This is a genomic window from Anaerotaenia torta, assembly GCF_050433395.1.
GTDB classification, from domain to species: Bacteria; Bacillota; Clostridia; order Lachnospirales; family Lachnospiraceae; genus Mobilitalea; species Mobilitalea torta.
In genome coordinates this window covers 280,178-305,955 of the sequence record NZ_JBNPXH010000001.1, presented here as the reverse complement: position 1 = coordinate 305,955, position 25,778 = coordinate 280,178, and the positions used below count along the sequence as shown (strand labels likewise).

General features: G+C 46.9%; 23 protein-coding genes. 9 read left to right on the top strand and 14 right to left on the bottom strand.

Annotation, left to right across the window (positions count from 1 at the left end; all coding sequences use genetic code 11):
- The first annotated feature begins 137 nt into the window (after positions 1 to 137).
- From HNQ56_RS01335 to HNQ56_RS01320, 4 genes are all read left to right on the top strand, one after another.
- Positions 138 to 1,235 (top strand): peptidylprolyl isomerase, encoded by a 1,098-nt coding sequence (locus HNQ56_RS01335; RefSeq protein ID WP_429142000.1) that lies wholly within the window; start codon positions 138 to 140, stop codon positions 1,233 to 1,235.
- A 91-nt stretch (positions 1,236 to 1,326) separates the two neighbouring features.
- Positions 1,327 to 1,491 (top strand): hypothetical protein, encoded by a 165-nt coding sequence (locus HNQ56_RS01330; protein WP_429141999.1) that lies wholly within the window; start codon positions 1,327 to 1,329, stop codon positions 1,489 to 1,491.
- Positions 1,492 to 1,648: 157 nt separating this feature from the next.
- The gene (trkA, locus tag HNQ56_RS01325; protein WP_429141997.1) at positions 1,649 to 3,004 is read left to right on the top strand and encodes a Trk system potassium transporter TrkA; all 1,356 of its coding nucleotides are present in this window, start codon (positions 1,649 to 1,651) and stop codon (positions 3,002 to 3,004) included.
- 10 nt (positions 3,005 to 3,014) lie between these two features.
- Entirely contained in the window at positions 3,015 to 4,448 is a 1,434-nt protein-coding gene (locus tag HNQ56_RS01320) for a TrkH family potassium uptake protein (RefSeq protein WP_429141993.1), read from the top strand.
- A gap of 103 nt (positions 4,449 to 4,551) precedes the next feature.
- Here the strand turns inward: HNQ56_RS01320 and HNQ56_RS01315 are convergent, their stop codons facing one another.
- The 4 genes from HNQ56_RS01315 to HNQ56_RS01300 form a co-directional block, all read right to left on the bottom strand.
- On the bottom strand, positions 4,552 to 5,238 hold the full coding sequence (locus HNQ56_RS01315) for a DUF3298 and DUF4163 domain-containing protein (RefSeq protein ID WP_429141991.1): 687 nt from the start codon (positions 5,236 to 5,238) through the stop codon (positions 4,552 to 4,554).
- A 177-nt stretch (positions 5,239 to 5,415) separates the two neighbouring features.
- Entirely contained in the window at positions 5,416 to 6,132 is a 717-nt protein-coding gene (locus tag HNQ56_RS01310) for a sugar phosphate isomerase/epimerase family protein (protein ID WP_429141989.1), read from the bottom strand.
- A gap of 12 nt (positions 6,133 to 6,144) precedes the next feature.
- Entirely contained in the window at positions 6,145 to 7,107 is a 963-nt protein-coding gene (locus tag HNQ56_RS01305; RefSeq protein WP_429141988.1) for a Gfo/Idh/MocA family protein, read from the bottom strand.
- Between the two features lie 163 nt (positions 7,108 to 7,270).
- Positions 7,271 to 8,353, bottom strand: a complete 1,083-nt coding sequence (locus tag HNQ56_RS01300; protein WP_429141986.1) for a Gfo/Idh/MocA family protein — start codon at positions 8,351 to 8,353, stop codon at positions 7,271 to 7,273.
- Positions 8,354 to 8,645: 292 nt separating this feature from the next.
- Here HNQ56_RS01300 and HNQ56_RS01295 point away from each other — a divergent pair, with 292 nt between their 5' ends.
- The 4 genes from HNQ56_RS01295 to HNQ56_RS01280 all read left to right on the top strand — a co-directional run bounded on the left by HNQ56_RS01295 (position 8,646) and on the right by HNQ56_RS01280 (position 12,055).
- A complete protein-coding gene (locus tag HNQ56_RS01295; RefSeq protein WP_429141984.1) occupies positions 8,646 to 9,554 on the top strand; it encodes a helix-turn-helix transcriptional regulator in 909 nt (302 codons plus the stop codon).
- Between the two features lie 161 nt (positions 9,555 to 9,715).
- The gene (gene nagB / locus HNQ56_RS01290; protein WP_429141982.1) at positions 9,716 to 10,447 is read left to right on the top strand and encodes a glucosamine-6-phosphate deaminase; all 732 of its coding nucleotides are present in this window, start codon (positions 9,716 to 9,718) and stop codon (positions 10,445 to 10,447) included.
- A 17-nt stretch (positions 10,448 to 10,464) separates the two neighbouring features.
- Positions 10,465 to 11,586, top strand: a complete 1,122-nt coding sequence (nagA, locus tag HNQ56_RS01285) for an N-acetylglucosamine-6-phosphate deacetylase (RefSeq protein WP_429141980.1) — start codon at positions 10,465 to 10,467, stop codon at positions 11,584 to 11,586.
- Between the two features lie 10 nt (positions 11,587 to 11,596).
- Positions 11,597 to 12,055, top strand: a complete 459-nt coding sequence (locus tag HNQ56_RS01280; RefSeq protein WP_429141978.1) for a hypothetical protein — start codon at positions 11,597 to 11,599, stop codon at positions 12,053 to 12,055.
- Between the two features lie 64 nt (positions 12,056 to 12,119).
- On the opposite strand, the gene HNQ56_RS01275 is transcribed toward HNQ56_RS01280, so the two are convergent.
- The 7 genes from HNQ56_RS01275 to HNQ56_RS01245 form a co-directional block, all read right to left on the bottom strand.
- Positions 12,120 to 13,901, bottom strand: coding sequence for an ABC transporter ATP-binding protein (locus HNQ56_RS01275; RefSeq protein WP_429141976.1), 1,782 nt, complete (start codon positions 13,899 to 13,901; stop codon positions 12,120 to 12,122).
- 1 nt (position 13,902) lies between these two features.
- Entirely contained in the window at positions 13,903 to 15,711 is a 1,809-nt protein-coding gene (locus HNQ56_RS01270) for an ABC transporter ATP-binding protein (RefSeq protein ID WP_429141974.1), read from the bottom strand.
- Positions 15,708 to 16,418, bottom strand: a complete 711-nt coding sequence (locus tag HNQ56_RS01265) for a LytR/AlgR family response regulator transcription factor (RefSeq protein ID WP_429141972.1) — start codon at positions 16,416 to 16,418, stop codon at positions 15,708 to 15,710. Before HNQ56_RS01265 ends, HNQ56_RS01270 begins: the two co-directional genes overlap by 4 nt.
- Before the next feature lie 306 nt (positions 16,419 to 16,724).
- Complete coding sequence (locus HNQ56_RS01260) at positions 16,725 to 18,827, bottom strand: serine hydrolase domain-containing protein (RefSeq protein WP_429141970.1); 2,103 nt, start codon at positions 18,825 to 18,827, stop codon at positions 16,725 to 16,727.
- 26 nt (positions 18,828 to 18,853) lie between these two features.
- A complete protein-coding gene (locus HNQ56_RS01255; protein WP_429141968.1) occupies positions 18,854 to 19,075 on the bottom strand; it encodes a hypothetical protein in 222 nt (73 codons plus the stop codon).
- A 235-nt stretch (positions 19,076 to 19,310) separates the two neighbouring features.
- The gene (locus HNQ56_RS01250; RefSeq protein WP_429141967.1) at positions 19,311 to 19,553 is read right to left on the bottom strand and encodes a type II toxin-antitoxin system Phd/YefM family antitoxin; all 243 of its coding nucleotides are present in this window, start codon (positions 19,551 to 19,553) and stop codon (positions 19,311 to 19,313) included.
- Positions 19,554 to 19,653: 100 nt separating this feature from the next.
- The gene (locus tag HNQ56_RS01245; protein ID WP_429141965.1) at positions 19,654 to 21,855 is read right to left on the bottom strand and encodes a pyruvate formate lyase family protein; all 2,202 of its coding nucleotides are present in this window, start codon (positions 21,853 to 21,855) and stop codon (positions 19,654 to 19,656) included.
- Between the two features lie 191 nt (positions 21,856 to 22,046).
- Between HNQ56_RS01245 and HNQ56_RS01240 the strand changes: the two genes are divergently transcribed.
- Entirely contained in the window at positions 22,047 to 22,922 is an 876-nt protein-coding gene (locus tag HNQ56_RS01240; RefSeq protein WP_429141963.1) for a glycyl-radical enzyme activating protein, read from the top strand.
- Here the strand turns inward: HNQ56_RS01240 and alsK are convergent.
- From alsK to HNQ56_RS01225, 3 genes are all read right to left on the bottom strand, one after another.
- A complete protein-coding gene (gene alsK, locus HNQ56_RS01235; protein WP_429141961.1) occupies positions 22,919 to 23,857 on the bottom strand; it encodes an allose kinase in 939 nt (312 codons plus the stop codon). The two genes, HNQ56_RS01240 and alsK, sit on opposite strands and share 4 nt — an antisense overlap.
- Positions 23,858 to 23,919: 62 nt before the next feature.
- Positions 23,920 to 24,603, bottom strand: coding sequence for a D-allulose 6-phosphate 3-epimerase (alsE, locus tag HNQ56_RS01230; RefSeq protein WP_429141959.1), 684 nt, complete (start codon positions 24,601 to 24,603; stop codon positions 23,920 to 23,922).
- Positions 24,604 to 24,656: 53 nt separating this feature from the next.
- Positions 24,657 to 25,664 (bottom strand): LacI family DNA-binding transcriptional regulator, encoded by a 1,008-nt coding sequence (locus HNQ56_RS01225; RefSeq protein ID WP_429141957.1) that lies wholly within the window; start codon positions 25,662 to 25,664, stop codon positions 24,657 to 24,659.
- Positions 25,665 to 25,778: the final 114 nt, after the last annotated feature.

The following is a 25,778-nucleotide window of genomic DNA, read 5'->3' as shown; positions in this document are numbered from 1 at the left end:
CTAATCTGCTCATCTTGGATATTATAACATATATTTACACAATTTCAACGAACCCTGTAAAATTATTGTTAATATATTGACTTATCCTGCAAATCGTATAAAATTATCTTCATGAGAATACTATGGAGGTAGCATAAGTGAACAAATCAAAAAGAATTAAGAAAGTCGCTGCGGAGACCGGCACACATGACAAAAGCAAGGACCGGGTGGTCAGCTCTAAGGTATTACGGATTATATCCATTATTTTTGTTGTTGTTTTAGTGGGGGCGTTACTTTTCGACCAGCTTTACGAGAGCACCCTGTTAAGGGTTGATGGGAAGAAATATCATTTAAAGGATTTATCCTATTACTTCTATACAGTGGAGTCCCAGTATGATTATCTGGATCAGATGTTTGGCGGCAACGGGGCTTATTGGAATATGGCTGCCGATGAGAGCGGAGCCACCATCCGTGATATGGCAAAGGAAGAGGTAATAAACAGCGCGATTGCCAGTGAGGTTTTGTACAACGAAGCGGTGTCCCAGGGCTATTCCTTAACGGATGAGGAGAAGACCAATGTGAACAATACGGTAGAATCCATGATGAAAGATTCTCTTACCGAAGCAGTGATTGCCAAGAACAAATTTACCAAAGAATATCTCACCGACATGCTCGGCAAGTCGGCCCTGATCTCCCGGTTCCGTCAGGATCGGATTGATGAACTGGATATCGATGACGAAGGAATTAAGGCAGGCATTTCCTATGATGAATACCGCCAGTATGATGTTGAATACCTCTTTGTCTCCAAGAAGACCGTCAACGAGAACAACGAGGCGGCGGACAAGACACAGGAGCAGATAACCGCGGATCTCCAGCTTCTGGACACCTATCTGGAGAAGGCAAAGACTGCCGAAGACTGGTCAGACCTTCTTCCCGAGGAAGAGAAAACCGTCACCTACCGTTCCACGGATTTCATAGAATCGAAGTCCATCTTTGATGAGGATCTTACCGCCAAAGTCATAGCGATGGAAAACAATACGATCAGTGAAGTCCAGGAGACAGACACCGGTTATTACGTGGTGCGCATGATTAACAACAACTCCTCCGAAAGCTATGACAATGCGGTATCCGATGCCATCACCTCCGCTGAAAGCAAGGGCTTTGATGAGTTATACCAGGAGATTCTGAAGAAACACGAATACAAGGTCAACGAAGGCGCGCTGCGTTCCCTGACCATGGGAAGCATTACCCTGTAATAATCCTTTTGCTATAAGATTGTGTTGTTTCACACGAATAATATTCTCTTTTCCGGCAAGAATCATAGATAAAAGCAGAAAGGAGAAAGCTATGGCAAAGAACAACACGTCCAATCGCGACACAGACAGCCGCGACAGCTCCGGTACCGGTAAGTCCGGCAGCTCCGGCACCAACAAATCCGGCAACTCCGTAAAGGATAATCATACAAATCAGCCGGACAACCGTCCGCCGCGCAGCGGTCCCGGAGGAGCCTGAATAAGCAGCCGAACAGCACTTGCATATCCGTCATTATAGCGGATGGCTGGTGCTGTTTCTATGATCCCGTTATGGTATAAGAACCTAGTAGCTTTTTAAAAATACTGTGCTATAATAAACATTACCATACATAATGTAAAGGAGTTTTATAATCACCATGAAAATTATTATCATAGGCTGCGGCAAGGTGGGAGCCGCCCTGGCAGAGCAGCTTGACCACGAGGGGCATGACATTATTGTTATTGACAGCAAGCCGGCTGTGATCCATAAGATCACTGACACCCTCGATGTTATGGGAATCGTCGGCAACGGCGCCAGTTATCACGTACTTCTTGAGGCTGGTATTGAGGAAACCGATATCTTGATTTCCGTGACAAATTCGGATGAATTAAACATGCTGTGCTGTCTGGTGGCAAAAAAGGCCGGCAAATGTCACACAATCGCACGCATCCGTGATCCCCGGTATAATGAGGAGATTGACTTTATCAAAGAGGAAATGGGGATTTCCATGATTATTAATCCGGAGCTGGAATCAGCGGCAGAAATGGGCCGCCTGATCCATCTGCCCTCTGCCATCAAGATAGAGACCTTTGCAAAAGGAAGAGTTGAGCTGTTAAAATGTCAGATTCCCGAGAATTCTATTCTAAACAATATGCAAATTAAAAATATTTCCGCAAAGACACACTGCAAAGTGCTAGTATGCGCGGTGGAACGCGGAGACGATGTATTTATCCCCTCCGGCGATTTCATGCTCAAAGCTCTGGATAAGATATCCCTGATTGCACCGCAGAAAAATGCTCCTGAATTTTTTAATAAAATCGGTCTTCCTCCCTCCCATATTAAAGATATTCTGATTGTGGGCGGGGGCATGATAGCCAGCTATATCGGCAGGCACTTTGCCGGAACAGGTGTCAAGGTCAGGATCATCGAGCAGAACCGGGAACGCTGTGAGGAACTCAGCGTCCTGCTGCCGGACAGCCTGATCATTCATGCCAACGGCTCCGATCATAACGTATTAATTGAGGAAGGTCTTGATACTGCCGATGCTTTTGCCTCCTTAACGAATCTTGATGAAGAGAACATCCTTCTCTCCCTCTATGCTCAAAAAAAATGCAAGGGAAAGATATTCACCAAGATTACCCGCCTTACCTTTGATGATATTATCCGGGAGATGAATCTGGGGGTCATTCTTAATCCAAAGCTTATTACCGCCGATCGTATCATCCAATACGTCCGGGCAAAGCAAAACTCCCTGGGCAGCAATGTGGAAACCCTCTATAAGCTGGTGGGCAATAAGGTAGAAGCCGTGGAATTCCGTGTAAAAAACAATGCATTCTATATCGGGATTCCTTTGGCACAGCTGAATACGAGGGATGACACTCTCGTAGGCTGTATCAACCGCAAGGGTAAAATTATTATACCCAATGGTCAGGACAGCATTCAATTAGGGGATACCGTAATCATAGTAACCACCTCATTTGCCCTGGATGACCTGAGCGAAATTTTCGAGTAGAGGAGCCGTTATGAACAAATCCATTATATTACATATTATCGGCTGGATACTGACTCTGGAGGCGGCCCTTATGGTTCTTCCTTACACCGTCTCCCTGATCTATCGGGAGGAAAGCGGCTTTGCCTTTCTGGTCACCATGCTTCCCTGTCTCATCCTGGGCCTTCCCCTGGCCATACGCAGACCCAAGAGCCGTCTTTTTTTTGCAAAGGAGGGCTTTATCAGCGTAGCTTTGGGATGGATTGTCCTCAGTATCGCAGGGGCTATGCCCTTTTATATCAGCGGGGAGATCCCCCATTACATTGATGCATTGTTTGAAGTAATTTCCGGCTTTACCACCACCGGATCAAGTATTTTAAGCGATGTGGAGGCATTATCCCAGTGCATGCTCTTCTGGCGCAGCTTCACCCACTGGATCGGGGGTATGGGAATTCTGGTTTTCATCCTTGCCATCCTCCCTATGGCAGGAGGCGAGACCATGCATTTTATGCGTGCGGAAAGCCCGGGCCCCTCTGTAGAGAAGCTTATGCCCCGGATGCGGTCCACCGCTTCCCTGCTCTATCTGATCTATTTTGTTATGACCGTCATTCAGGTGGTTCTGCTGCTCTTAGGCGGAATGCCCCTGTTTGATTCCCTGACCATCACCTTCGGCTCAGCCGGCACCGGCGGCTTCGCCATCAAGAATTCCGGTTGTGCGGATTATACCCCGTACCAGCAGAACGTGATCACTGTCTTCATGTTTTTGTTCGGGGTTAACTTTAATATTTATTATCTGGTTCTGTTTAAACGGTTTAAGGCTGCCCTAAAGAGTGAGGAGCTGCGTGCCTATGCCCTGATCGTACTGAGCGCGATTGTTTTGATCGCATTTAACCTGGGCGGCTTCAAGAATTTCTTCTCCTCGGTTCACCACGCAGCCTTCCAGGTATCCTCCATTATAACCACCACCGGATATGCCACGGTTGACTTCAACCACTGGCCCACCTTTTCCAAAACCATCCTTGTATGCCTAATGTTCATCGGCGCCTGTGCCGGCAGCACAGGCGGGGGAATGAAGGTGTCCCGAATTGTTATCCTGTTTAAAACCATTCGCAAGGAAATGTCCAGTCTGGTTCATAAACGAAGCATTAAGATAATCAAATTTGACGGCAAAACCATCGAACATGAAACCTTACGCTCCATTAATGTATTCTTCATTACCTACATCCTGCTTTTTGCCGTCTCGGTGCTGCTTGTCAGCCTGGATAATTTTGATTTTACCACCAGCTTTACTGCTGTGGCAGCGACACTCAACAATATCGGCCCCGGACTGGAGGCGGTAGGCCCGGTCGGTAACTTCGGAGGCTTTTCCTACGGCTCAAAACTGGTGATGATATTTGACATGCTGTCCGGACGGCTTGAGATCTTCCCGATGCTGCTGCTCTTCAATCCAAGGAATTGGGGCAAGTAATGCGGCTGCCGCTGAAACCGCTCCATATTAGCTGCAACAAAAAAAGAACCGCCGCTGTCCTGCCGCAATAGTCAGGACGGCTTGCGGTTCTTCCCTATTATCTTCACTTCTTCCAGCACTCCGGCAGCACCGCGCCGTCCGGCCCGTAGGGAATGACAAAGGTGGGCATGCCTGAGGAATACGGAGCAATCTCATACTGCTGAAAATATATTGCAACCCCTTCCTCGGTCAGATAGAAATGATTTACCTTGAAATTCTCCCTCACCAGCTTCTCATAATCATCGAAATAAATATTATTTCCGCCCGCTATTTCTTCCTTGATCTGTCCCAGGATGCTCTGTATTACAAATTCCCGGTAATCCTCCCTGTAGGGGAAGAAATCGCCCAGCTCCATCCTTCTGCACCTGGGCAGGCTCCAGGTATCGGAATATCTCACGGTATTCCCATGGGCTCCTCCTGTATACTCGTACTGGTCAAAATAGAGGCTGATCACACCCTCCCGGTTATAGGTGACATCAAAGTCCACATAGGCTTCATACGGGTGGACCGGATAATTGTTGGCAACGGAATATTCATAATCCGTCATCGCCGACTGGTACAATTTCATAATATTGTTGCGCTCGTACATGGAAGCCTTCGTCTGGTATAATAAATTCAGCTTTTCCAGCATTGTCTGCCAGCAATTTGAAACAAATTGCGGATACTTGATTGTATACCGCAGGATATTGGTATCTTTATAATATAAATCCTGCTGTAAGATCATGGTTCTCACGATGACCCGTCCATCCATCCAACAGTGCCCCCTGACAGGATATCCTTTAGCATATCATATGCTGCTTAAGGGGCTGTTATTCTCATCCTTTTATTCAATTCTCCCGCAGAGAAACGCATTCCGAATATTTTAAGGCGCATCGTAATAAAAGCTGCTGTTATAATTACCCAGCTTGCCGCTGAAACCTCCCTGTTCTTAGATGCAATCCAGCGCTTTAAAATCATTGGCCAGCGCATCCCAGACAGGTTTATCATACTCTTCATGCTCCAGAACAAAGTAGGTGGCATACTTCGCCGCTTCCTTCACCTTGCCCATATCAATGATCCCGTCACTCACATCCACATTCGCCTTATTATTGTCCATCTGCTTCACGTGAATCAACTCCACCCGTCTGCCCCATTTTGCAATGTACTCCAGCGGGTCCACACCGGCATAGGCGGCCCAGAATACGTCCAGCTCCAGAACCACCTCTTCACTGGTCTTTTCCAACAGCAGATCCAGGGCATACTTGCCGTCAAGCATCTCAAATTCATGGGCATGATTATGATAGCCCACTTTAATCCCCCATGCTGAAGCCTTCTCTGCTGCTCTGTTCAACACTTCGGCAAGATATTCCACCTGCTCCAGGCTGTTCAGCTCTGCATAGGGACAGATAATATATTTGGAGCCAATTGTCCTGCTGTATTCCAGCTCCTCTTCAAAATGCTCCTCAAATACCGGGAGACCGCAATGTGCCCCCACAGAATAGAGACCGTTCTCCTTCAGCAGCTGTGCCTGTTCCTCGGCGGTGAGGCCGCCGTATCCTGCAAATTCCACTCCGGAAAATCCGATTTCCCCCACTCTCTTTACCGTGCCGGCAAAATCCTTGTGTGTTTCCTTATGAACGGAATAAAGCTGTAATGAAATCTCCATAGACCAATTCTCCTATACTAATTCTTTCTTACCGGAGCGGAAGGACTTATATGCCGCCTCCATCATCCTGGTAAGCATGATCGCATCCTCTATACCAAAGTTTACTTCCTCTGAAGCATGCTTTCCTTCGGCCCATTGAACCAACGGGGAGGGAAGCCGCGGCGGCAGCTCCGGGGTAACCCAGGCTCCTCCCGTTTCCTCCGTGGCATACCTGACACCATCCCGGACCAGAAGAGCTCCTTTAGTTCCGCTGATCTCAAGAGTTGCAGGATTATAGACCGATACAAAGCCGGTCTCGGATACACCGATTGCTCCCTGCTCGAATTCAATGACCGACACGGCATTGTCTTCCACCCCATGTCCAGTAATATCGGTAAATACGGACTGGACTGACTTAGGTTCTCCCAGAATCCAGTTCAGCAGATACATGGGATGGGCGCCCAAATCGATCATCGCACCGCCGCCGCACTGCTCCCTGTTATAGAAATGCTCCGGAAGCCAATTGCCAATACTGCCGTCATGTACATTACGCATTCTGGCGTAAGTAATCCGTCCCAGGGCACCGCTTTTCACAAGCTCCCTGGCAAACAGGAACTCCGGATCACATTTTTTCACCAGGGAGAGGGTAAGTGTTTCGCCTTTGTCCTTCAAAGCCTCTTTCATCTTCAGGCAGTCTTCGGTGGTCAGCGCCAGTACTTTCTCGCTGAAGACCTTCTTCCCTGCCTCAATGGCCTTAAGGATCAAGTCCGTATGCTCCGAGGTTGCTGCGGTAATCACCACGCCGTCAATACCCTTATCCTTTAAAAGCTCTTCATAATCCTCATAGAAGGTTACTCCGAACTGCTTTGCAAAACGCTGCCCGCGAGCCGCATCCTCATCCCAGACAGCAGTTACCCTGCTGTCCGTCTTTTCCATTATTTCTTTCGTATAACCTTCTGCATGGACATGCCAATAACTTATAATTGCTATATTCATCCGTCTATCCCCTTTATTATGCAGATCTGGAAACGCAAGGAATGTGTCCTTTCAGCGTATCCGACTTATGGATACGCTGCACGTTTGCCCTTGTCCATGAAATTCATGACACTGCTTCCGACAAACTTGATTCATGTCACGAATTCCATGGCATATGCTCAAATTAGTCAAAATATACCGGCTGTCCCGATGCTGCGGATTTATAAATCGCCTCCAGGATCTCCGACACGACGCAGGCCTGCTCCGGCAGTACCACCGGGTCCGTATCATTCTTAACCGCATCGATCCAGCGCCTTGCTTCCACATCCGCAGGGCTCATGGAATGGCCCTCATAGAAGGCAACGCCGCCGCTGGACATATCGGGCTTAATTTCAAGCAAGCGGTTGAATTCACCCTTGTTAATGGTAACACCGTTCTTAATCTGTGCCCCGGCATCCGAACCGCAGAGTACTGTGCTTCCCTCTGAAATCGGTTCGCAGGTATTGAGCGCCCAGCTGGACTCCAGAATAATGGTGGCTCCGTTCTTCATTACAATAAATCCAAAGGCAGAGTCCTCCATGGTATGCTGTTCGGGATCCCAGCCTCCCCAGGGATTGCCGCAATCCGCATTGTTCACCTTCTTGTACTTGGTTCCCACTACCATCTTCGGCTCATAATTATTCATCAGGTACAGGGTAACATCCAGGGAATGGGTTCCGATGTCGATTAACGGACCTCCACCCTGCTCATATTCATTGAGAAATACGCCCCAGTTGGGTGTTCCTCTTCTTCGGATGGCAAATGCCTTAGCAAAATAAATATCTCCCAGGTCGCCTCTCTCAATCACGCTCTTAAGGTAGATTGCTTCCGGCTTATGTCTGTGCTGATAACCGATGGTGAGCTTCTTACCGGTTTCCTTTGCGGCCTGAACCATCCTCCTGGCATCCTCTGCCGTCTTCGCCATGGGCTTCTCACACATAACATGCTTGCCCGCGTGGAGGGAATCGATAGAAATAGGCGCATGGGAACGGTTGGGGGTACATACATGCACCACTTCAATCTCCGGATTCTTTAAGAGCTCCTTATAATCCGTATAAACCTTCGCATCCGGTGTTCCGTACTCTTCCTTTGCCTTCTGTGCTCTCTCCGGTACAAGATCACAGAAAGCTACCATCTGGACATCACCTAATTTGCTAAGGGAAGGCATATGCTTTCCATTGGCTATGCCCCCGCATCCAATAATACCAACTTTTAATTTCTTCTCCATACTATCCAACTCCTTTTCTTGATAAATGATACGTTGCTAACAATATGTATATAGCGGACATACTGGCGGTTACCGTTTGACCAGTGGCATCCCGGCATCCTTTTACGCAGACTGGCTGAGCGCTTCTTGTGAAGCGGAGCGTTCTGAACGCGCGAAGGAAAAGCAAGTAAAAGGATGCCGGGATGCCACTGGTCAAACGGTAACCCGCAAGCCTGCCCCATTAATTAAACCATAGCATAAAAGTATTATATATGATATAATTATTTTTCAAAAATATATCAATAATTTGTCATTGGAGGGAACAGCTCTGGAAAGTAACTACTATATTGAAACCAGGGATATGAACGGCAACTCTCACCTGCAATTCAGTTCGCATCTCCAGGAAGCAGACGGCATTCAGGTGATGACCCAGGCACATATCCATAACTATATCGAGATCATTTACGCCATCTCAGGAAAATTTCAGATTTTATTAAATAATCGGATTTATTACTTTGGGGAAGGAGACATGGTTCTCATTAATGCCAATGAGATTCACAAGATTCATGCCCTTACCCAGGGACTGAACCGTTACATTGTTACTAAATTTGAGCCGGAAATGCTCTATACCACCGCCCAGCCCCTTTTTGAAATGAAATATGTCATGCCCTTTATTCTGAATGAATCTACCCACCAAAAGATCTTTGGCAGGGAAGAGATTGAGAAAACCGTCGTTCCTGACATGATTCACGGCATCAACCGGGAATTTGCCGAGAAAAGGTACGGCTATGAGCTGGCGATCCGGGCAAATATCTACAATCTGTTCCTGTTCATCCTCCGGCGCTGGAATGAACAGAACGTGGATCTGAATATTGATGAGGAGATAAACGGAGAGATTGTAAAACGGCTGCAGGACGTATTCGATTACATTGAGAGCCATTATCAGGAGGATATCACCGCACTCCAGATGGCTGCCCGGTGCAATCTGAGCTATAGCTATTTCTCCCGGCTGTTCACACGAATTATGAAGCGAAGCTTCCGGGAATACCTAAATTATGTCCGTATCACCAAGGCGGAACGCCTGCTGGCCTCCTCGGATCTGAATATCACCGAGATCGCATTGCAGGTGGGCTTCTCCACCTCCAGCTATTTTATCCGGCAATTCAAGCACTACAAGGATATCTCACCAAAGCAGTACCAGCTAAAGTATCAGACCGTATAGTCCCTTCGTGTTTATTTGAAAATCAAATCAAAATTTCAAAAAAGTGTACTTATATGATAATCGGTGATATAATAAATAAAAATATAAGTAAAAGCGGTAAGCATCCCGCTTCATTAATTCGAACTGCCCGAGACGGTATGTCCAGGCAGATGGAGGTCATTATGAGAATTATCAGAACAAGAGATTATCAAGACATGAGCAGAAAGTCTGCTAATATGATTGCGGCGCAGGTCATCCTTAAGCCGGGCAGCGTTCTCGGCCTTGCCACCGGTTCTTCCCCTGTTGGTACCTACAAGAACCTGGTGGACCGGTACAACGAAGGAGATCTGGATTTCTCCCAAATCAGAACCGTTAATCTGGATGAATATGTGGGACTTCCCAAGGACAATCCCTGCAGCTATTATTATTTTATGTATGAAAATCTTTTTAAACATATTAACATCGATCTGAATAACACCAATGTTCCCAACGGAATGGAGCCCGATGATCAAATTGAATGCCAGCGGTATGACAGTCTTATTGCCTCCCTCGGGCAGATTGACCTCCAGCTCCTTGGCTTGGGCAACAACGGACATATCGGCTTTAACGAGCCCTGTGATATTTACCGCAAGTCCACCTTCAAGGTTGAGCTGGCTCCCAGCACCATTGAAGCCAACTCCCGTTTCTTCCAATCAGAAGACGAGATCCCCCGCTATGCCTATACCATGGGCATCGGTACCATCCTGTCCGCGAAGAAGATTCTGATGATCGTTCAGGGAGAGGGCAAGGCCGATATCTTAAGGGAAGTAATTGAAGGTCCGGTTACCCCCTCCGTTCCTGCCTCCATTCTTCAGCTCCATTCTGATGTAACCATTGTAGCAGATGAAAGCGCACTGTCCCGGTTAAGCAGATAGCAGAAAGGAGCTTCCCAATGATAATCAGAAATGCGAATGTATATAATGAGGATGGAACCTTTGTAAAAAAGGATGTTGTCCTGGAAGGCGAATACATTGCCGCTTCCCCTGCTGATACCCATCAGGAGATTTTGGAAGCGGAAGGCCTTTATCTGATCCCCGGGCTTACAGACATCCATTTTCATGGCTGCGTCGGATATGATTTCTGCGACGGAACCCCGGAGGCAGTCCGTGAGATAGCCCAGTACCAGGCCAGGAACGGTATCACTACTATGGCTCCTGCTACCATGACCCTGGATGATGAACATCTTACCCGGATATTTAAGAATGCTGCTGATTATGAGAATGAAAGCGGCACCATTCTGGCGGGAATTAATATGGAGGGTCCCTACCTGTCCTATGCCAAGAGGGGTGCCCAGAATCCGGCATATTTAAGACGGCCGGAGGTGGAGCATTTTCATAAAATGCAATCCTTATCGGGAGGCTTAATCAAGCTTGTGGCCATTGCACCGGAGGAAGAAGGAGCTATGGAGTGCATCGAAGCACTGAAGGATGAGACCGTCCTCTCACTGGCCCATACCACCGCCGATTACGATCTGGCCATGGAAGCTTATGAGAAAGGCGCATCCCACCTTACCCATCTGTATAATGCCATGCCCCCCTTCTCCCACCGCAGTCCGGGGGTTATCGGCGCTGCCCTGGATTCGGAGCATGTTCATGTAGAATTAATAACCGACGGTGTACACGTTGCTCCCAGCGTAATCCGCGCCACCTTCAAGATGTTCGGGGATGACCGGATTATCCTGATCAGCGACAGCATGATGGCCGCCGGATTGGAGGACGGCCAGTATTCTCTGGGCGGGCAGGCTGTCACTGTGACCGGCAATAAGGCCACCCTTGCCGACGGTACCATCGCAGGCTCTGTGACCAATCTTATGCAATGCGTCAGAACCGCGGTCAGCTTCGGGATTCCTCTTGCCTCCGCCATCCGCTGTGCCGCCGTCAACCCTGCTAAAAAGATCGGTATCTTTGACCGCTATGGCAGCATTACTCCGGGCAAATATGCCAACCTGGTGCTGCTGAATCAGGAGCTTGAGGTAGTAAAAGTACTGATCAAAGGGAAGGAATTTATACTATAGTAATACAATTATGTTGGGAGAAAAAATGGACATTGACCACAGAAAAATAGCCGCATCCCTGTTTAACGCCACATGGGATTTTATTGACAAGGAAACACGAACCGAGGAAGAAACATTCCAAATGATTAACAGCGCCCATGCGTCGGCTTACCACTGGAGCCAATTTGAAGGTGTGACAACGGTTAATACTGCTACTTCCTATTGGCAGATTTCACGTGTATATTGTCTTGCCGGCCAAGGCGATGCCGCGCTTTTATATGCGAAACGTGCGCTTTCCATCAGTCAGCAAAATGATCATGACGCATTACAGCTTGCCTTTGGCTATGAGGGTGTTGCCCGGGCTTATGGGGTGAAAAAGATGGATGCGGAAAAAGACAAAAACATTGTACTGGCGCGTGAAGCGGCTGAAAAAATCACAGATGCGGACGATAAGAAATGGACTCTGCAAAATATTGATGATATTAAATAATAAGAATTTTCCAAAAGGGCTGTCAGGAAACTAGATTTTTTCCTGTTCAGCCCCTTCTTTTGCTTTATTGATACCATTGCGCTTGAGCACGATACATATCCGCATAGTGACCGTTTTGTGCCATAAGCGTTTTATGTGAGCCATCCTCAACTATTCTTCCATCTTTGAAAACGAGAATACGGTCAACCATAGCTGTGATGCCAAGCCTATGTGAAATGAGAATCGTAGTTTTATTTCCCGTCAGCGAAGCAAAATTACGGTATAGCTGTGCCTCTGCAACAGGGTCCAGTGCGGATGTCGGTTCATCCAGTATCATTATTTTAGCGTCCTGCCTGTATGCGGCGCGGGCAATGGAGATTTTTTGCCATTGTCCCCCCGATAAATTATTGGCTTTCTCAGAAAAGGAACCTACAAGTTCGTTGAGACCATAGCGTTGTTCTTCGACAACATCATTTACATTGATTTTTTTCAATAAATCCATTATTTCATCGTCTGTTGCAGTGCATTTCTTGTCAGACACGGTGATATTCTCCCGTAAACTGGCTTCATAATGAGCAAAATCCTGAAAGACAACTGAAACTGCATTACGCACCGCCGCCGGATTTTCCGATACATTATTTCCATCAATGGTGATATACCCCGTTTTGGGATCAAACATACCGCAGAGCAGACTGATAAAAGTCGATTTTCCGCTGCCGTTTTCTCCAACGACGGCAATTTTTTCACCGTTTTTAATATGAATGGTAATATCCTTCAAAACCTCAACATCCGAGTTCGGGTATGAAAAACCTACCTTCACAAAAAAAATATCCCCGGTTTCAGCAATTGTGCTGTTCTCGTCATACTGTTCGCGTTCCAATTCCTCCAGATAGAAAAATTCTTTCATGTATGGGATGTTCTGTGCCAGTACCATAATGCCAACCAGACAATCGCCTGTAACGGTTTGTAATTGTCCTGACAGCGCAAAAACCAATGTGAACGAGCCTAACCCGATGGCAGGATTTTCATATATTTCCCACGCAGCAATCAGAAGGATACCGATGTATACAGCACTTCGAAGGAAATCTGCAGCGGTATTGAACTTCACATGCCTTACCATAATTTTGTTTTTCAAATGGATATATTCATCTGCTATAGCACGCCAACGCGCTTTAAGATAATCAAATAAAGCAAAATGCCGTATTTCCTGTAATCCGTTAAATGTATTCACCGGTGAGAGAATGTGATAATAGTGTATGGCCAATGCCCCTTCTTCCATCCATTTCGCCCTGCCGCGGAACGTTTCTTCCTGTTGGAAATATGCCAGTATCGCGGCTGGAACGCTGGTGATGAAAAGCGTAATTACAATAAACGGATTGATACTCCATAACGCCATGGAAGCGCCGACAAAAGCAACGAAAAGCTGTAAAATTGTTATCATGCTTCCGATGCACCTTGCCATTGTACGCCCGGCGTATTCGTGGGTAAAAGCAATTCGTTTATGAAAATCGTCATAGTTTTCTATATATTTATATCTGACTTCACATTTATGCCGCATGATGGTACGATTGATATATCTTTGGATTTTTATTTCGTCAAAGCCGTTTGTATATTGTTGAATATTAATAATCATTATTTGGACGAAATATAGACCAACGAGAGTTGCAAACACAGTCAATGCCGGCGCAGCACTACCTCTTGTCCCAGAGAGTATCTGCAATTCGTCCGTCAGCACTCTCAGACGTTGGGCAAGCAACACAGGCAGCAGAGCGGCCGGAAATCCTAATAAACTAATTATCATGGAAACCGGGCCTTTGATTTTCATACTGACCTTAAAAGCTTTCACAAGTGCCTGTATCCTGTTCATATCATTCGCCCCCTTCCGTTTCATACCACTGCGCTTGTTCGCGGAAAAGCCCCGCATAAATTCCGCTTTTAGATATGAGCTCTTCATGTGTGCCGGATTCTGTTAAGTAACCTCCATCCAGGACGAAAATCCGATCTGCAAGGCGGGCAAAACCAACGCGGTGACTGATCAGTATCGCGGTACGGCCTGCTATTTTCTCGCGGATTGCATGAAATTGCTTCATTTCTGCTATGGGATCAAGAGCGGCGGCGGGCTCATCAAAAATTAAAATTTCCTTATCGCTCATATGAGCGCGTGAAACTGCTACTCGTTGCTTTTCACCGCCTGACAACATTGCACCGTCTTTTATGACATTGCGCAATAGCCATTGTTCCATTCCCTTCGGAAATCGTGACGGCAATTTATCGGCTCCGCCTTTTTGCATCGCGAGAAGAATCCGGTCCGTGTTGCCAAGATTTTTAAGATCGCCGAAACCAACATTTTCTCGCAGTGTAGCGTGGAAAATATGAAAGTCTTGAAAAAACATACCTACTCTCTGAATGACTGCACCTCTTGTCTGGGGGTCATAAGGTTTACCGTAAAAACGCAAGTTTCCCTTTGCGGGAGAGAATAAGCCGATCAACAGCTTAACCAATGTCGTTTTGCCGCTTCCATTTACGCCTACTAACGCAATGGTTTCCCCCTTTTTTATGGAAAAGGACAAATCATGTAAGACCTCTTTTTCATCATCGTATGAGAAGCAGACAGAATCCGCATGAAAAACTACCTCCTCGTCGGCCGGTTGGAAGCCTTCCTTCCAATCCTCGGCGGTTTTAGGAACAGAGTTCACAAACTTTCTCTGTATGTTCAAGAAAAACAATCCCCGATCTGTTTCTTGAAAGCTGGAAGACAGCACCTGTGTCACTTCGCTGATACTTTGTCCCATGGCATAAAGCATAAGAAATACATCCACGGACATACCGCCGTCCGCTACCCGGCCTATGCAATATGCCATCATCCCAGCCATAAAAACATAAAATCCGGCACCGCTGATACATGCTACCAACTGGCGAATTCTTACATACTTCCGGTCGATTTGCTCCACCTTATCATAGGCTTTGTCCCATTTAGAAATGGTCTCTTTGCTCAGACCGTATACCCGCAATTCTTTTGCCACACCCGGTGTCATCACGGAGCTTTGATAATAATTGGAAAGACGTGATGCCTCACCATAGGGACGGCTGTCCCAGCGAATTTTATCCGCAGACAAAAAATTGAGAGTCAGAACGGCCGCAATGTAAGTGGATGCAATTAAGAAAATAACCGGAGATACTTGATAGGCTACAACAAGCAGCGAAACTGCACCAGCCAGCTTTGAAAGAAACAGCGTACCGGAACTCATAAAGTCAGCAAGGGAACCGCATCTGTTTGAAGCAGCCCAAAAATCATCTTTATACTTCTTATCCATAAGCGTTTTGATTTCGATGCTTTGGAACACATCCATCATATATTCTTCAAGACCAAAGTAATAAGCATCATACATGACGAAATACAAGAAATTACCATTTATGCGTTTTGATAATCCGACTGCGGTTAGTATCACGCCCAAAACAAGGATAGATCGCACTGCATCATGAAAACTGCCATGACCGCTTAACAGAAAAGCTGAGAGGATAGAAACTGCTTGTCTGTTATAACTAAGTGCGACTGCCGGAAGAATCGCAAGCAAGATGCTGAATAAGCCCCAACCGAGAAAAACTCCCGCATTGATACGCAAAGCTAATTTTATTGACCATCCGATTGAGATAAGGTATTCCTTTATCTTATTCATAATTCCGCTCCCTCCGAATACAATGTTTTTATTCTGCGGACAATCTCTGTCCTTCGGTGACGGCTAACCGGTATTCGCTCTCCGGAGAGCAGAATAAGATTATTTTGTTCTATTTTTTCAAAAAAGAGTAAATTTACAATGAACCCGGTATGACAACGGACGAAATATTGTTCAAATAAGGTTTGTTCGTGTTCCTTCATCCGCTTATAGCTTAATATGGAATCTGCTTCGGTATGAATTCTGGTATTATGTTCTTCTGTTTCGATATAACATATGGACTTTGTATAAATTTTATATACTCCATTGTCATTCGTTTCAATGAAAAATCTGTTTTGTCCCCGCCGTGTCCGGGCCTGTTCGACCTCTTTTAAAAAACGGGAATACCGCAGGGGTTTTATCAAATAATTATCCGCGCGCACCTCGTAGGCTTCCAGAACATGATTCAACACAGTAGTCAAAAATACGATTCCAACATGAGCATCCACCTCGCGGATGCGGCGGGCAATTTCGATCCCATTCATTTTTGTAAAAGGTATTTCAAGGAAAATCAAGTCCATTTCAAAAGGATAATGGCGCAGCAGCTTTTCGCCGTTATCGTATGACAGTACCTGTACATTCAACCCGGTTTCATTTTTATATCTTTTTATAAAATTGGATAACATTACACGGACGGCGGTGTCGCCATCACAAATACCGATTAGTATCACTGCCATCCCCCCTTTTGGTAGATTATAATACATAAATATGATTTTTTAATCAATTTTTCATAACTGGTATTTGAAAACGCATAACTGGCAATACAGTGTATCACATCACTCATGCATGAGCCGGACAGAATCTCCGGCAAGTACCGGCAAAAGATTGAGATACACTGCCACTTTATGGGGGAGCCCGCAGGATGAATGCCCGCAAAAACGAGAAACACCGTGAAGCATATCATTTCACGGCGTTTCTCGCAAGAGTTTACTTCATACATCGCTGTGCAAGTAATCCCTTAAGCTGTATGGCTGTTCCTATTCCACATACTTCACCTTGAACTTGGCTCCCTGGTTCCCGGCAAATACGATATATCCTCCCTTTGGCAGCGTTACCGTATTTTCCTTAGTGATCAGAGAAGAGTAGGTGCAAATGTCCTTGCTGTCATATACACTGAAGGAAGCATTCTTAGGCACGGTTACCTTCAGCTTCCGGCCTCCCGCCGCCGAGCCGATTTTGTACCAGCAGGCATAGCCGTCGGCTCCTATGGTAATCTGGAAGGAATCCTTGGAGGAGATCGCCTTAACCGCATCCTCTCCAATATATAATCCTCCTGCGATGCTCAGATATTCCGTCTTTGATTTGGCGGTAAATTGCAGGTCCATCAGATCTCTTCCGGCCATGCCGGGAATCTGAACCTGGGTCTGAGCCTGATTCTCATTTATAATCCTGGCACCGAAGCAATACCCCTCCGTAAACTCCGACAGAGTAATTTTTATGGCCGGGTAGCTAAGAGCATAGATCTGGGAGGAATACTTTTCATTCATCAGGAAGTACCGTTTTCCCGCCCTCTTATCCCAGGCTGATTTCACCTTTTCAGACAGGGGATTCGCCTCTATCTTCTGGGCCTGATAGTTAGAATCTCCCACCTGACCCAGGCCCGGTAAGCCAACATAATTTTCCAGATACAAATAGGTATTGCCATTGCTTTCTTTGCAAAAGGAGAGATAGGCACTTCCGTCGGAGGCATAGAATTTGCCGTCCCCGGTATATACAAATTTCTGTACCGGGGTATTTCCGTTATATAGATTTAAATTTCCCGATTCACTGATTTCTATTTTAGCCACTCCTCCGGAAAAACCATAGAGACCCTCATAGCTCTTCTCACTCTTCGGCATAGCAGTCTTCACTGGGGCGGTAAATGCTTTATCCGGTTTTATCTCACTGATCCTTCCCTTTGCCAGCAAAGCCTTAAGCAAGACGTTCTGGGCAAAGGTCCGTCCATAGGTGCTGGCAGCGCCGCTCAGCAGAACAGCCATTGTCATCCCTTCCTCCGGCAGCACAATCAGACTTGCATGATACAGCAGGGTATCCCCGCCCTTAACCAGTGCCTTGATTCCGTACTCCTGGAAGGGATAGGTGTCCACGCTGTCCCAGCCCAGACCATAGTAGACCTGGGAGCTGGACCCGGGATACCACAGGCCGGATTTGTATTCACTCTTGGCCATGGCCTTTGCCGAGGTCCGGGTTAAAACCTCATTTTCCTCATTATATTGAAAAATTTGTGCAAAACGGCATAGGTCTTCGGCTGTGGAATAGATCCCGCCTGCTCCGATGGCATTCACCGTATCCGCCGGCAGCTCTATCTCAATGCCGGCTTTGTAGGTCTTAGCCAACTGTGCCCGGTCAAAGGAATCCTGAGGAGTCTTTGTATTCTCCAACTGCAAGGGGGCTGAAACATACTGCTTCAAATACCCGGAGAAGCTGAGTCCGCTTACCCGCTCCACCAGCAGCTCTGCCAGGCTGAATCCATCATTGCAGTATACGCTGAAGGCTCCGGGATCTGCCTTCAGCCGCTGGCTCTTCAGATTCTCCAGAAGAGTGTCCATACTCAGGGTATCATTATCCCCCAGCAGCATCGCATTGCTGAAGGTGCTCCCCAGCAAACCGGAGGAATGGTTCAGAAGCATCCGGACCGTGATCTCCTTGTATCTCTTATCCGCCATCTTAAATTCCGGGAGATATTGCATCACCGGCTTATCCAGCTTCACCTTCCCGCTATCCACCAGCTGCATCACGGCAGCAGCGGTAAATACCTTGCTCACGGAGCCAATTCCATACATATTCCCACTGTCCGGCAGATTCTTGTCTTTCTTGCTGTACACGCCCGCCTGCCCGGATACCACAATCTCGCCCTGGTCCATCAGCGCGTACTGTACACTGGTTGCCCCATACAGGGCGGTCAGCATCTTGGCCGCTGTCTGGGCCTGCTTCTCTACCTCCTCATAGACAGAGGCCGCACTTGCCGTCTTCCAACTCTCCGACGCTGCAGCGTTAATGGGAAGTACCGCCATGCTCAGCAGCAGTACGGCAGCAATTCCGGTTCTGATCCATTTCTTGCATCGTATCAAGGTATTCATATCAGCTTCTCCTCCTCGCATCTGCATTAATTGTAGTATTCTATATCATGAAAATTATTGGGGAACAGATGTATCTCCGTTCCTGTTTTCATTTCATCAACATGAATCATTTTATTCCACCTTATGATCTTATAGGTTAGCGATGTATAAGTCGTTGTTCCTCCGTCTTTATAGATATTCCGTATCGGAAACAGAAGGGCTGCCACTATCACTAAGATTATTATAAGTCTGATTTTCTTTCTCTTCATTGTTCTGCTTTCTCCCTTCTACTGCCCCCTGCTGCCCCTTGAATTCATCCGGGAGGTGCGCTTACATCACCGCCATGTCTTACCACATCATACCATATTCTTCTCTCTCTTCCAACCAGCCTATTCCTTTTTTAATTAAATTCCAATAAACTCCCCTTCATGTAAAAAAAGCAGGGTAGCCAATTTCTAGGCTACCCTCAATATTTCTTATCTGATTTCTTTGGAGCATATGTTTTCATTTCGCAAGTACCTCATACGCTTCCATGTTTTGCTTTATCAATCGTTCCGATATGGCAAGTACATCTTCTGTTGCCGCAATCTTTTCTTTTTCAGCTTTGCTGAAATCAATTACAAGATATCGAGGTACATTATTTTTCAATATAACTGCAGTTCCATGTTCATCAACTACTCTCGCAACTTTAGAAAAATTCTGGTTTGCTTCTGTTATTGAGATCATTGTATTAGTATCCACTTTCATTTTGCATACATCTCTCTTTCACTTTCATTATATGCAAATTCTAGCTATAATACAACCTATTTTTATTTCTTCTAGGAAACAAGAAGCCTTACATAAACTGCTAATACAGGGTCCGGGAGGCTATTTCCTTTTGGACATTGGGTGACAGGGTTACAAACCTGGCACTGAAGCCGCCTACCCGCACCATGAGATGTCCGTATTTCTCCGGCTCCTTCATGGCATTCTCAAGATCATGGCGGTTAAGCACACTGATCATGGCCTGCTGGCCGCCTTTTGTAAAATATGTTTTCAGAATGCATTTTAAAATGTCCTCATGCTGCGTAAACAGTTCCCGTGAGAGGGTCATATTCTGGACTGCTCCGGCATGGATATGAGTATCTAGTTTGGTCAGGGAGTTGAGCATTGCCGTAAGCCCGTTCTGATCCGTTCCTCCGGCCGGATTATTGGCATTGGCCATAGGCTCACCCGATCTTCTTCCATCTGCGGATGCCCCTGTAAAGCCCCCCAGTATGGTATTGGCCTCATTATTAATGATGACTACCAGATAGGAATGAAGTCCGATTCTGTCCTTCTGCTCCTTCACCTTATTGCACAGGAAATTATGAAAATCCACCGCAAGGGAATCCACCCCTTCCAGGTCATTCCCGTATTTCTCAGCTTTTAAGAGGATATCACGTTCTTTCTCATATCCCTCAAAATCCGCTTTTATTGCTTTCAGCAGAGTGTCCCGGCTGATTAATTTCTTTTCATACACCACTTCCTTGATGGCATACAGGCTGTTAGAGGTATTGATATTGCCATAGGTCTCCAGAGTGCCCCCCAGGTATTTGGCTCCGCCCTCCAGCACACCCTTTCCGCGCTCCAGACAATTGTCAAAGAGAATGCTGATGTACAGCAGAGGAGCCGTTTCTGCCACAAAATCATATTCCAGCTTCTGCTGCTCCCCTAGAATCTCGATATAATAAGTCAGCTGCTTCTGATAGGCCCGGTAGAATTCCTCAAAGGTCTCAAAATCCGTCAGGGAGCCCAGCTTTAAGCCCATATCCTTTTCATCCCGAATGTCATAGCCGTTGAACATGGTTACTTCCAGGGCTTTTAAAAGATTGATGATGCCGTTGGGGGAGCCGATGCTTTTCTTATTGATTACATATTCCCCGCAGCCAAACATCATATATTCCACCGCTTCTTCCTCCGGCACTCCAAATGCCTGCTGCACTGCAGGAATATTCACCTCATCATGATAGAGCATGGGATAGGTTCTGCCCTCGCTGATGCACTGGTAGGCCTTCTCCAGCAGAAGGGGATTCTGTCCCTCATAAAACCGCAGGGAAAGCTGGGGTTCTATTTCTTTCACGGTTCTGGAAGCTTCTATGGCAAGCAGGGCAAAGGCATCCGCCGCATTCTCCTGCTTCCGTCCCTTTCCTCCGATAATGACACGTCCGTGAAATACCGTATTTCTGTCAGCGATGAGCTTCCACAGGGATTGGACATAGCGAAGGGCCTCTTCCTCCGTAATCCTTCCCAGCTCATAATCCCTGACCAGGAATTCTCCCAGATAGCTGTCCATCCTTCCATAATTCAATACTCCGCTGATGAGCGCGTAAAGCCATACCAGCTGCATGGCTTCCACAAAGGTCTCCGGCGCCTGGCTTGCGATCTTGTTCAAAATCTCTGCCAGCTGGGTTCTTCCCGCTTGCTCCGCCTCTTTCGCATACTGAATGCAGACAGATGACAGGGTATCCAGGGCCATCTCCATAGCCATATATAGCTCGGCCTTTTGGCCGGAAGCCTCTGCTGCCCTTCTATATCCCCTTATCTCTTCCTTCAGTCCGCCCAGCCCCAATGCAAGAAGCTTATCATAATCCAGATAGGCTCCCACCACCCGGTACAGCGGGAAGGCTATCTGGGAATGCATCCAGTAGATATCCTCCGGCAATGCCTGCTTCATGTATTCGGGAAATGCCTGCCGCAGCCGGTACCTGGTCTCCTGTGTCTTCCAGAACTCCAGCAGCTCCTTCATCTCCCCGATCTGCTCCGGCGTACAGCCTTCCCGTATCCAGGCCTCCTCCGAACGCACTTCATCATAAAAGTATCCTACGCTCCGTCCCAGCAAGGGTTCATTGGAAAAACCCACTTCCACAACCCGCTTTCTTCCGGCAAGAAGATCCTCCTGCTCCATGGGGATAAACTGATATTTGCTCATCACCTTCAGGCACTCCGCCTCACGGATGGCTTTGTGGCTGCTTTCATGCTCCTGATAGGTTTTTGTAAAGCTTGTGAGATATTCATAAAATGATAACATGCTTTTTACCTCCTGTCCTGGCTGCAGCCCCGCCCTGTCACCCTCTGAACCAATATCAGTAACGATACACTGCCGCCTTTCTTGACTGTCTCTTCACAATGATTGACTTCCTGACTGATCTATACTAATATATATATATTAATATCAAGCAGTAGCCGAGAGCTTAACGTACCATTAGAAGAGGTGTTTTTATGGGAATTATTTTTGATATTCAACGATGCAGTTATAACGACGGCCCCGGTATCCGTACCACCGTCTTTCTTAAGGGCTGCAATCTCCGCTGTCCCTGGTGCCACAATCCGGAATCCTTTCTGCAAAAGCCCCAGCTTCAATATATCGCCGGCAAATGTATTCATTGCGGACGGTGCGGCTCTGTGTGCCCCAATCAGGTTCACAGCTTTCCAAATCAGCTTCACCGGGTGGACTTTCAAAAATGCAATGTCAGCAAAGCCTGCATCGGGGTATGCCCCACCGGCGCCCTTTCCCTCATCGGGCAGGAGATGCCGGCGGAGGAAATCCTCCAAATCATTTTAAAGGATAAGGACTATTATGATGCCAGCCATGGAGGTGTTACCTTCTCCGGCGGCGAGCCCACCTCCCAGCCGGAATTCCTGCTGGAGCTTCTGACGCTCTCCAAGGAACACGGTCTGCATACCTGCGTTGAAACCAACGGCTATGTCCGCAAACCCATCCTTGAACAAATCCTTCCCCTTACCGATCTCTTTCTTCTGGACTATAAGACAGAGGATCCGGAAGCCTTATCTAAGATCCCCGGAACAGGGGACGGAAGACTCTGGCGGAAGGCTCTGGATTATATCCAGTCCATGAATAAGCCTGTTATCCTGCGCCTGCCCATTATCCCAGGCTTTAACGATAACCCGGAGCATTTCGCCGCGGCTAAGGCGATCCGGCAGCGCTATCCGGTCATCCGGAAGCTTGAGGTAATGCCCTACCATTTATTAGGTCTGGACAAATGGTCCCGCGTCGGCCTCGATTATTCCCTGAAGGAGCAGCCGGGTGCGACTCCCCAGCAGACCGCCCTCTGGAATTCCATGCTGTCGGATTAGTCCGCCGCCAGCAGGAGCTTCTTTTTCTCCGCGTTCAATCGATGATATCCATAGAGTCCCGCGCCTATGATGCCATTCTCCTGCTCATCCCGGGCATAAAGAATATGTAGCCCATAGGCCGGGTAGGGCTTTCTTGAGTGTTTAATAATGAATTCCTCCAGAAGCTTCTTCGGAAAGCCTTCCATCTGCAGAATTCCTCCTCCCAGAATAATATGATCCGGATCAAAAATATTAATTTCCGTGGCAATGGGTATGGACAGATATTCCACCTGCTCTCTGATCTTCTCCGTATCCCCGTGCTTCACATAGATGTCCTTAATATTCGTACCGGCAAATTTTGTCCGGCACAGCTCCTCCAGATAACGTCCGGCTGCTATGGCCTCGATGCAGCCCTCGTTTCCGCAGGAGCATTTTTTTTTGCTTCCTAAGGTGGGCATATGCCCCAGCTCACCGGCAACTCCATGTTTTCCCAACAGAATTTCATCGTTTATATAAATCGCATTGCCAAAACCGGTTCCTATATAAAAGCCCAGGGTCAGATCACCCTTCGGGATCTCCAGGTTGTCAAGATCATGGTACATGAGCATATTCACATCCCGGTTGATATATACGGGAATCCGGAATCTCTCCTCACACAGATCTACAATGGGGATATTATCAAGGCCGTCAATATTCGGTGTGGAAAGCAGAACCCTGCGGTCATGATCAATGGTAGAAGGGAAGCCCATGGAAATAGCCTGGATATCAAACTCCTTCTGATGCATCTCCATATATGATTCTATAAAATCCATCAGCCCATTAATAAAATGGTTATCGCTCTGTAAATCAGTAATACTGCATATATATGGATGATACAGCTTGTTCAGCCGGTCTACTATCCCCATCCGGCAGTAGGTGCCCCCGATATCCAAACCTATTACACATTTTATTCGCATCCTTATCTCCTCTTTTCGTTTCATACTGATACGCTCTTATTCCGCAGGGCGCGTACGGGCGGTCAGCCTGGGCTGACCGCTGTCTCAAAATCACGGTACATAAGATCTATCGCCTCGTTTAAGTCCGGGGCCAGCCCGAACAGTCCGGTATTGCCCATAACATATGCTTCGGCTCCGGCTTCATCCATTGCTTTAAAATTGGCAATGTTGCAGGCTCCGTCCACCTGTATGATATAATCCAGGTTATGCTCCTCCCGGTAAGCCTTCGCCTCCCGGATCTTATCCAGAACCTCCGGGACAAATTTGCTGCCGGAATATCCGATATCCACGGTCATAATCGTCAGCAGCTTTACATGATTTAAATAATGTTTTACATATACAAGAGGGGTGGCGGGGTTAAGCGTTACACCAAACTGACACCCTAATGTCTCGATCTTGTCAATTAAACGGAATGCCTCATGGTTAATCGTTTCCGCATGGCAGCTGATAATGCTGGCCCCGGCTTTTGCCAGTTCCTCGATATAATCTCCCGGATGCTCCACCATAAGGTGGCATTCTATGGGCTTGGCCGCTGCCTTGGAACATGCCTGCACAAATACAGGGGACAGGGTTATATTTTTTGCATAATGACCATCCATAATATCCGCATGGTACATATCTATTCTGTTGTTCAGTATCTTCAGCTGATCCTCCACATGCAATAAATCCATACACATGAGGGAAGCGCCGAATATTGGTTTTTTCATGTCTGCTCCTTTCTGCTGCGAAAGAGGCCTGGGGCAGATGTCTTGCGGACGGCTCAAGTTGACTGGCGCTTTACCAGATACACCGGAACACACAGCTTCTTTTCTTCAATGGGGTTATCCTTCAGGAGTTGAAGCATATAATCCACCGCCGTCTTTCCGATCACATCAATCTGCTGGTGAATCGTTGTAATCGGCAGCGCATTGAATTCCGATACACTGATATCATCATACCCCACGATCTTAACCTCCCGGGGTATCTTAATTCCCTTCTTATTCAGCGCTGCGTAGCTTCCCAGTGCCAGCCAGTCCGTAGTCGCAAAGATACCGTCAAAGGGAACGCCCTCCTCCAGCAGCTTTGAAACAGCGGCAAATGCGGTCTCAAAATTCATCTTATCCAGGTTAATGACATAATCCGGATTCACAGCAATGCCGGACTCCCTGTGGGCCTTCTCATAGCCCTCGATACGGGCCTTCTGGCTGGAAAGTCTGCGGTAATCCGTAAGCATAATGATTTTTCTGCAGCCCTTATCCAATAACTCTCTGGTAGCCAGATAGCCTCCCTGGACATTATCTGATTCAATAATAATAAATTGATTGTCTGTGTCGTTTATGACCGGCGGCGTACGGTCAATAAATACGGTGGGAATATCCTGGATATATTCCGTTACGCCGCTGGAACCTCCCGATATATAGATCAGCCCGCTTACATTCTGCATTCTCATCATCTGAAGCCTTTTCTGCTCCATCTCAACGTCCTCATTGGTATTACAGATAAAGGAACTGTATCCGGACCGGAATAAATTAATTTCTATCTCATAGGCAAGCTTTACAAAGAATTCATTGGTAATCTCCGGTACAATAATGCCGATATTGGTCATCTTCTTGGTTCGAAGGCCCTTTGCCACCATATCGGGAATATAATCATACTCCTCAATGATCTTCTTGACTCTCTCTTCCGTTTCCTTGGAATAACGGCCATTCTCATTAATAATCCTGGATACGGTGGCTATGGATACGCCCGCCAGCTCGGATATTCCTTTGATTGATATCTTATTCTTCATAAACAGCCCGCCTTTACGAAATCGTTTCATCCAACTAAAAGTATTGTATCAATTTGCTTTTCATATGTCAAATAATTCTACCTTTAGCTAATATTTCCTTGTTTCTCACCTTTT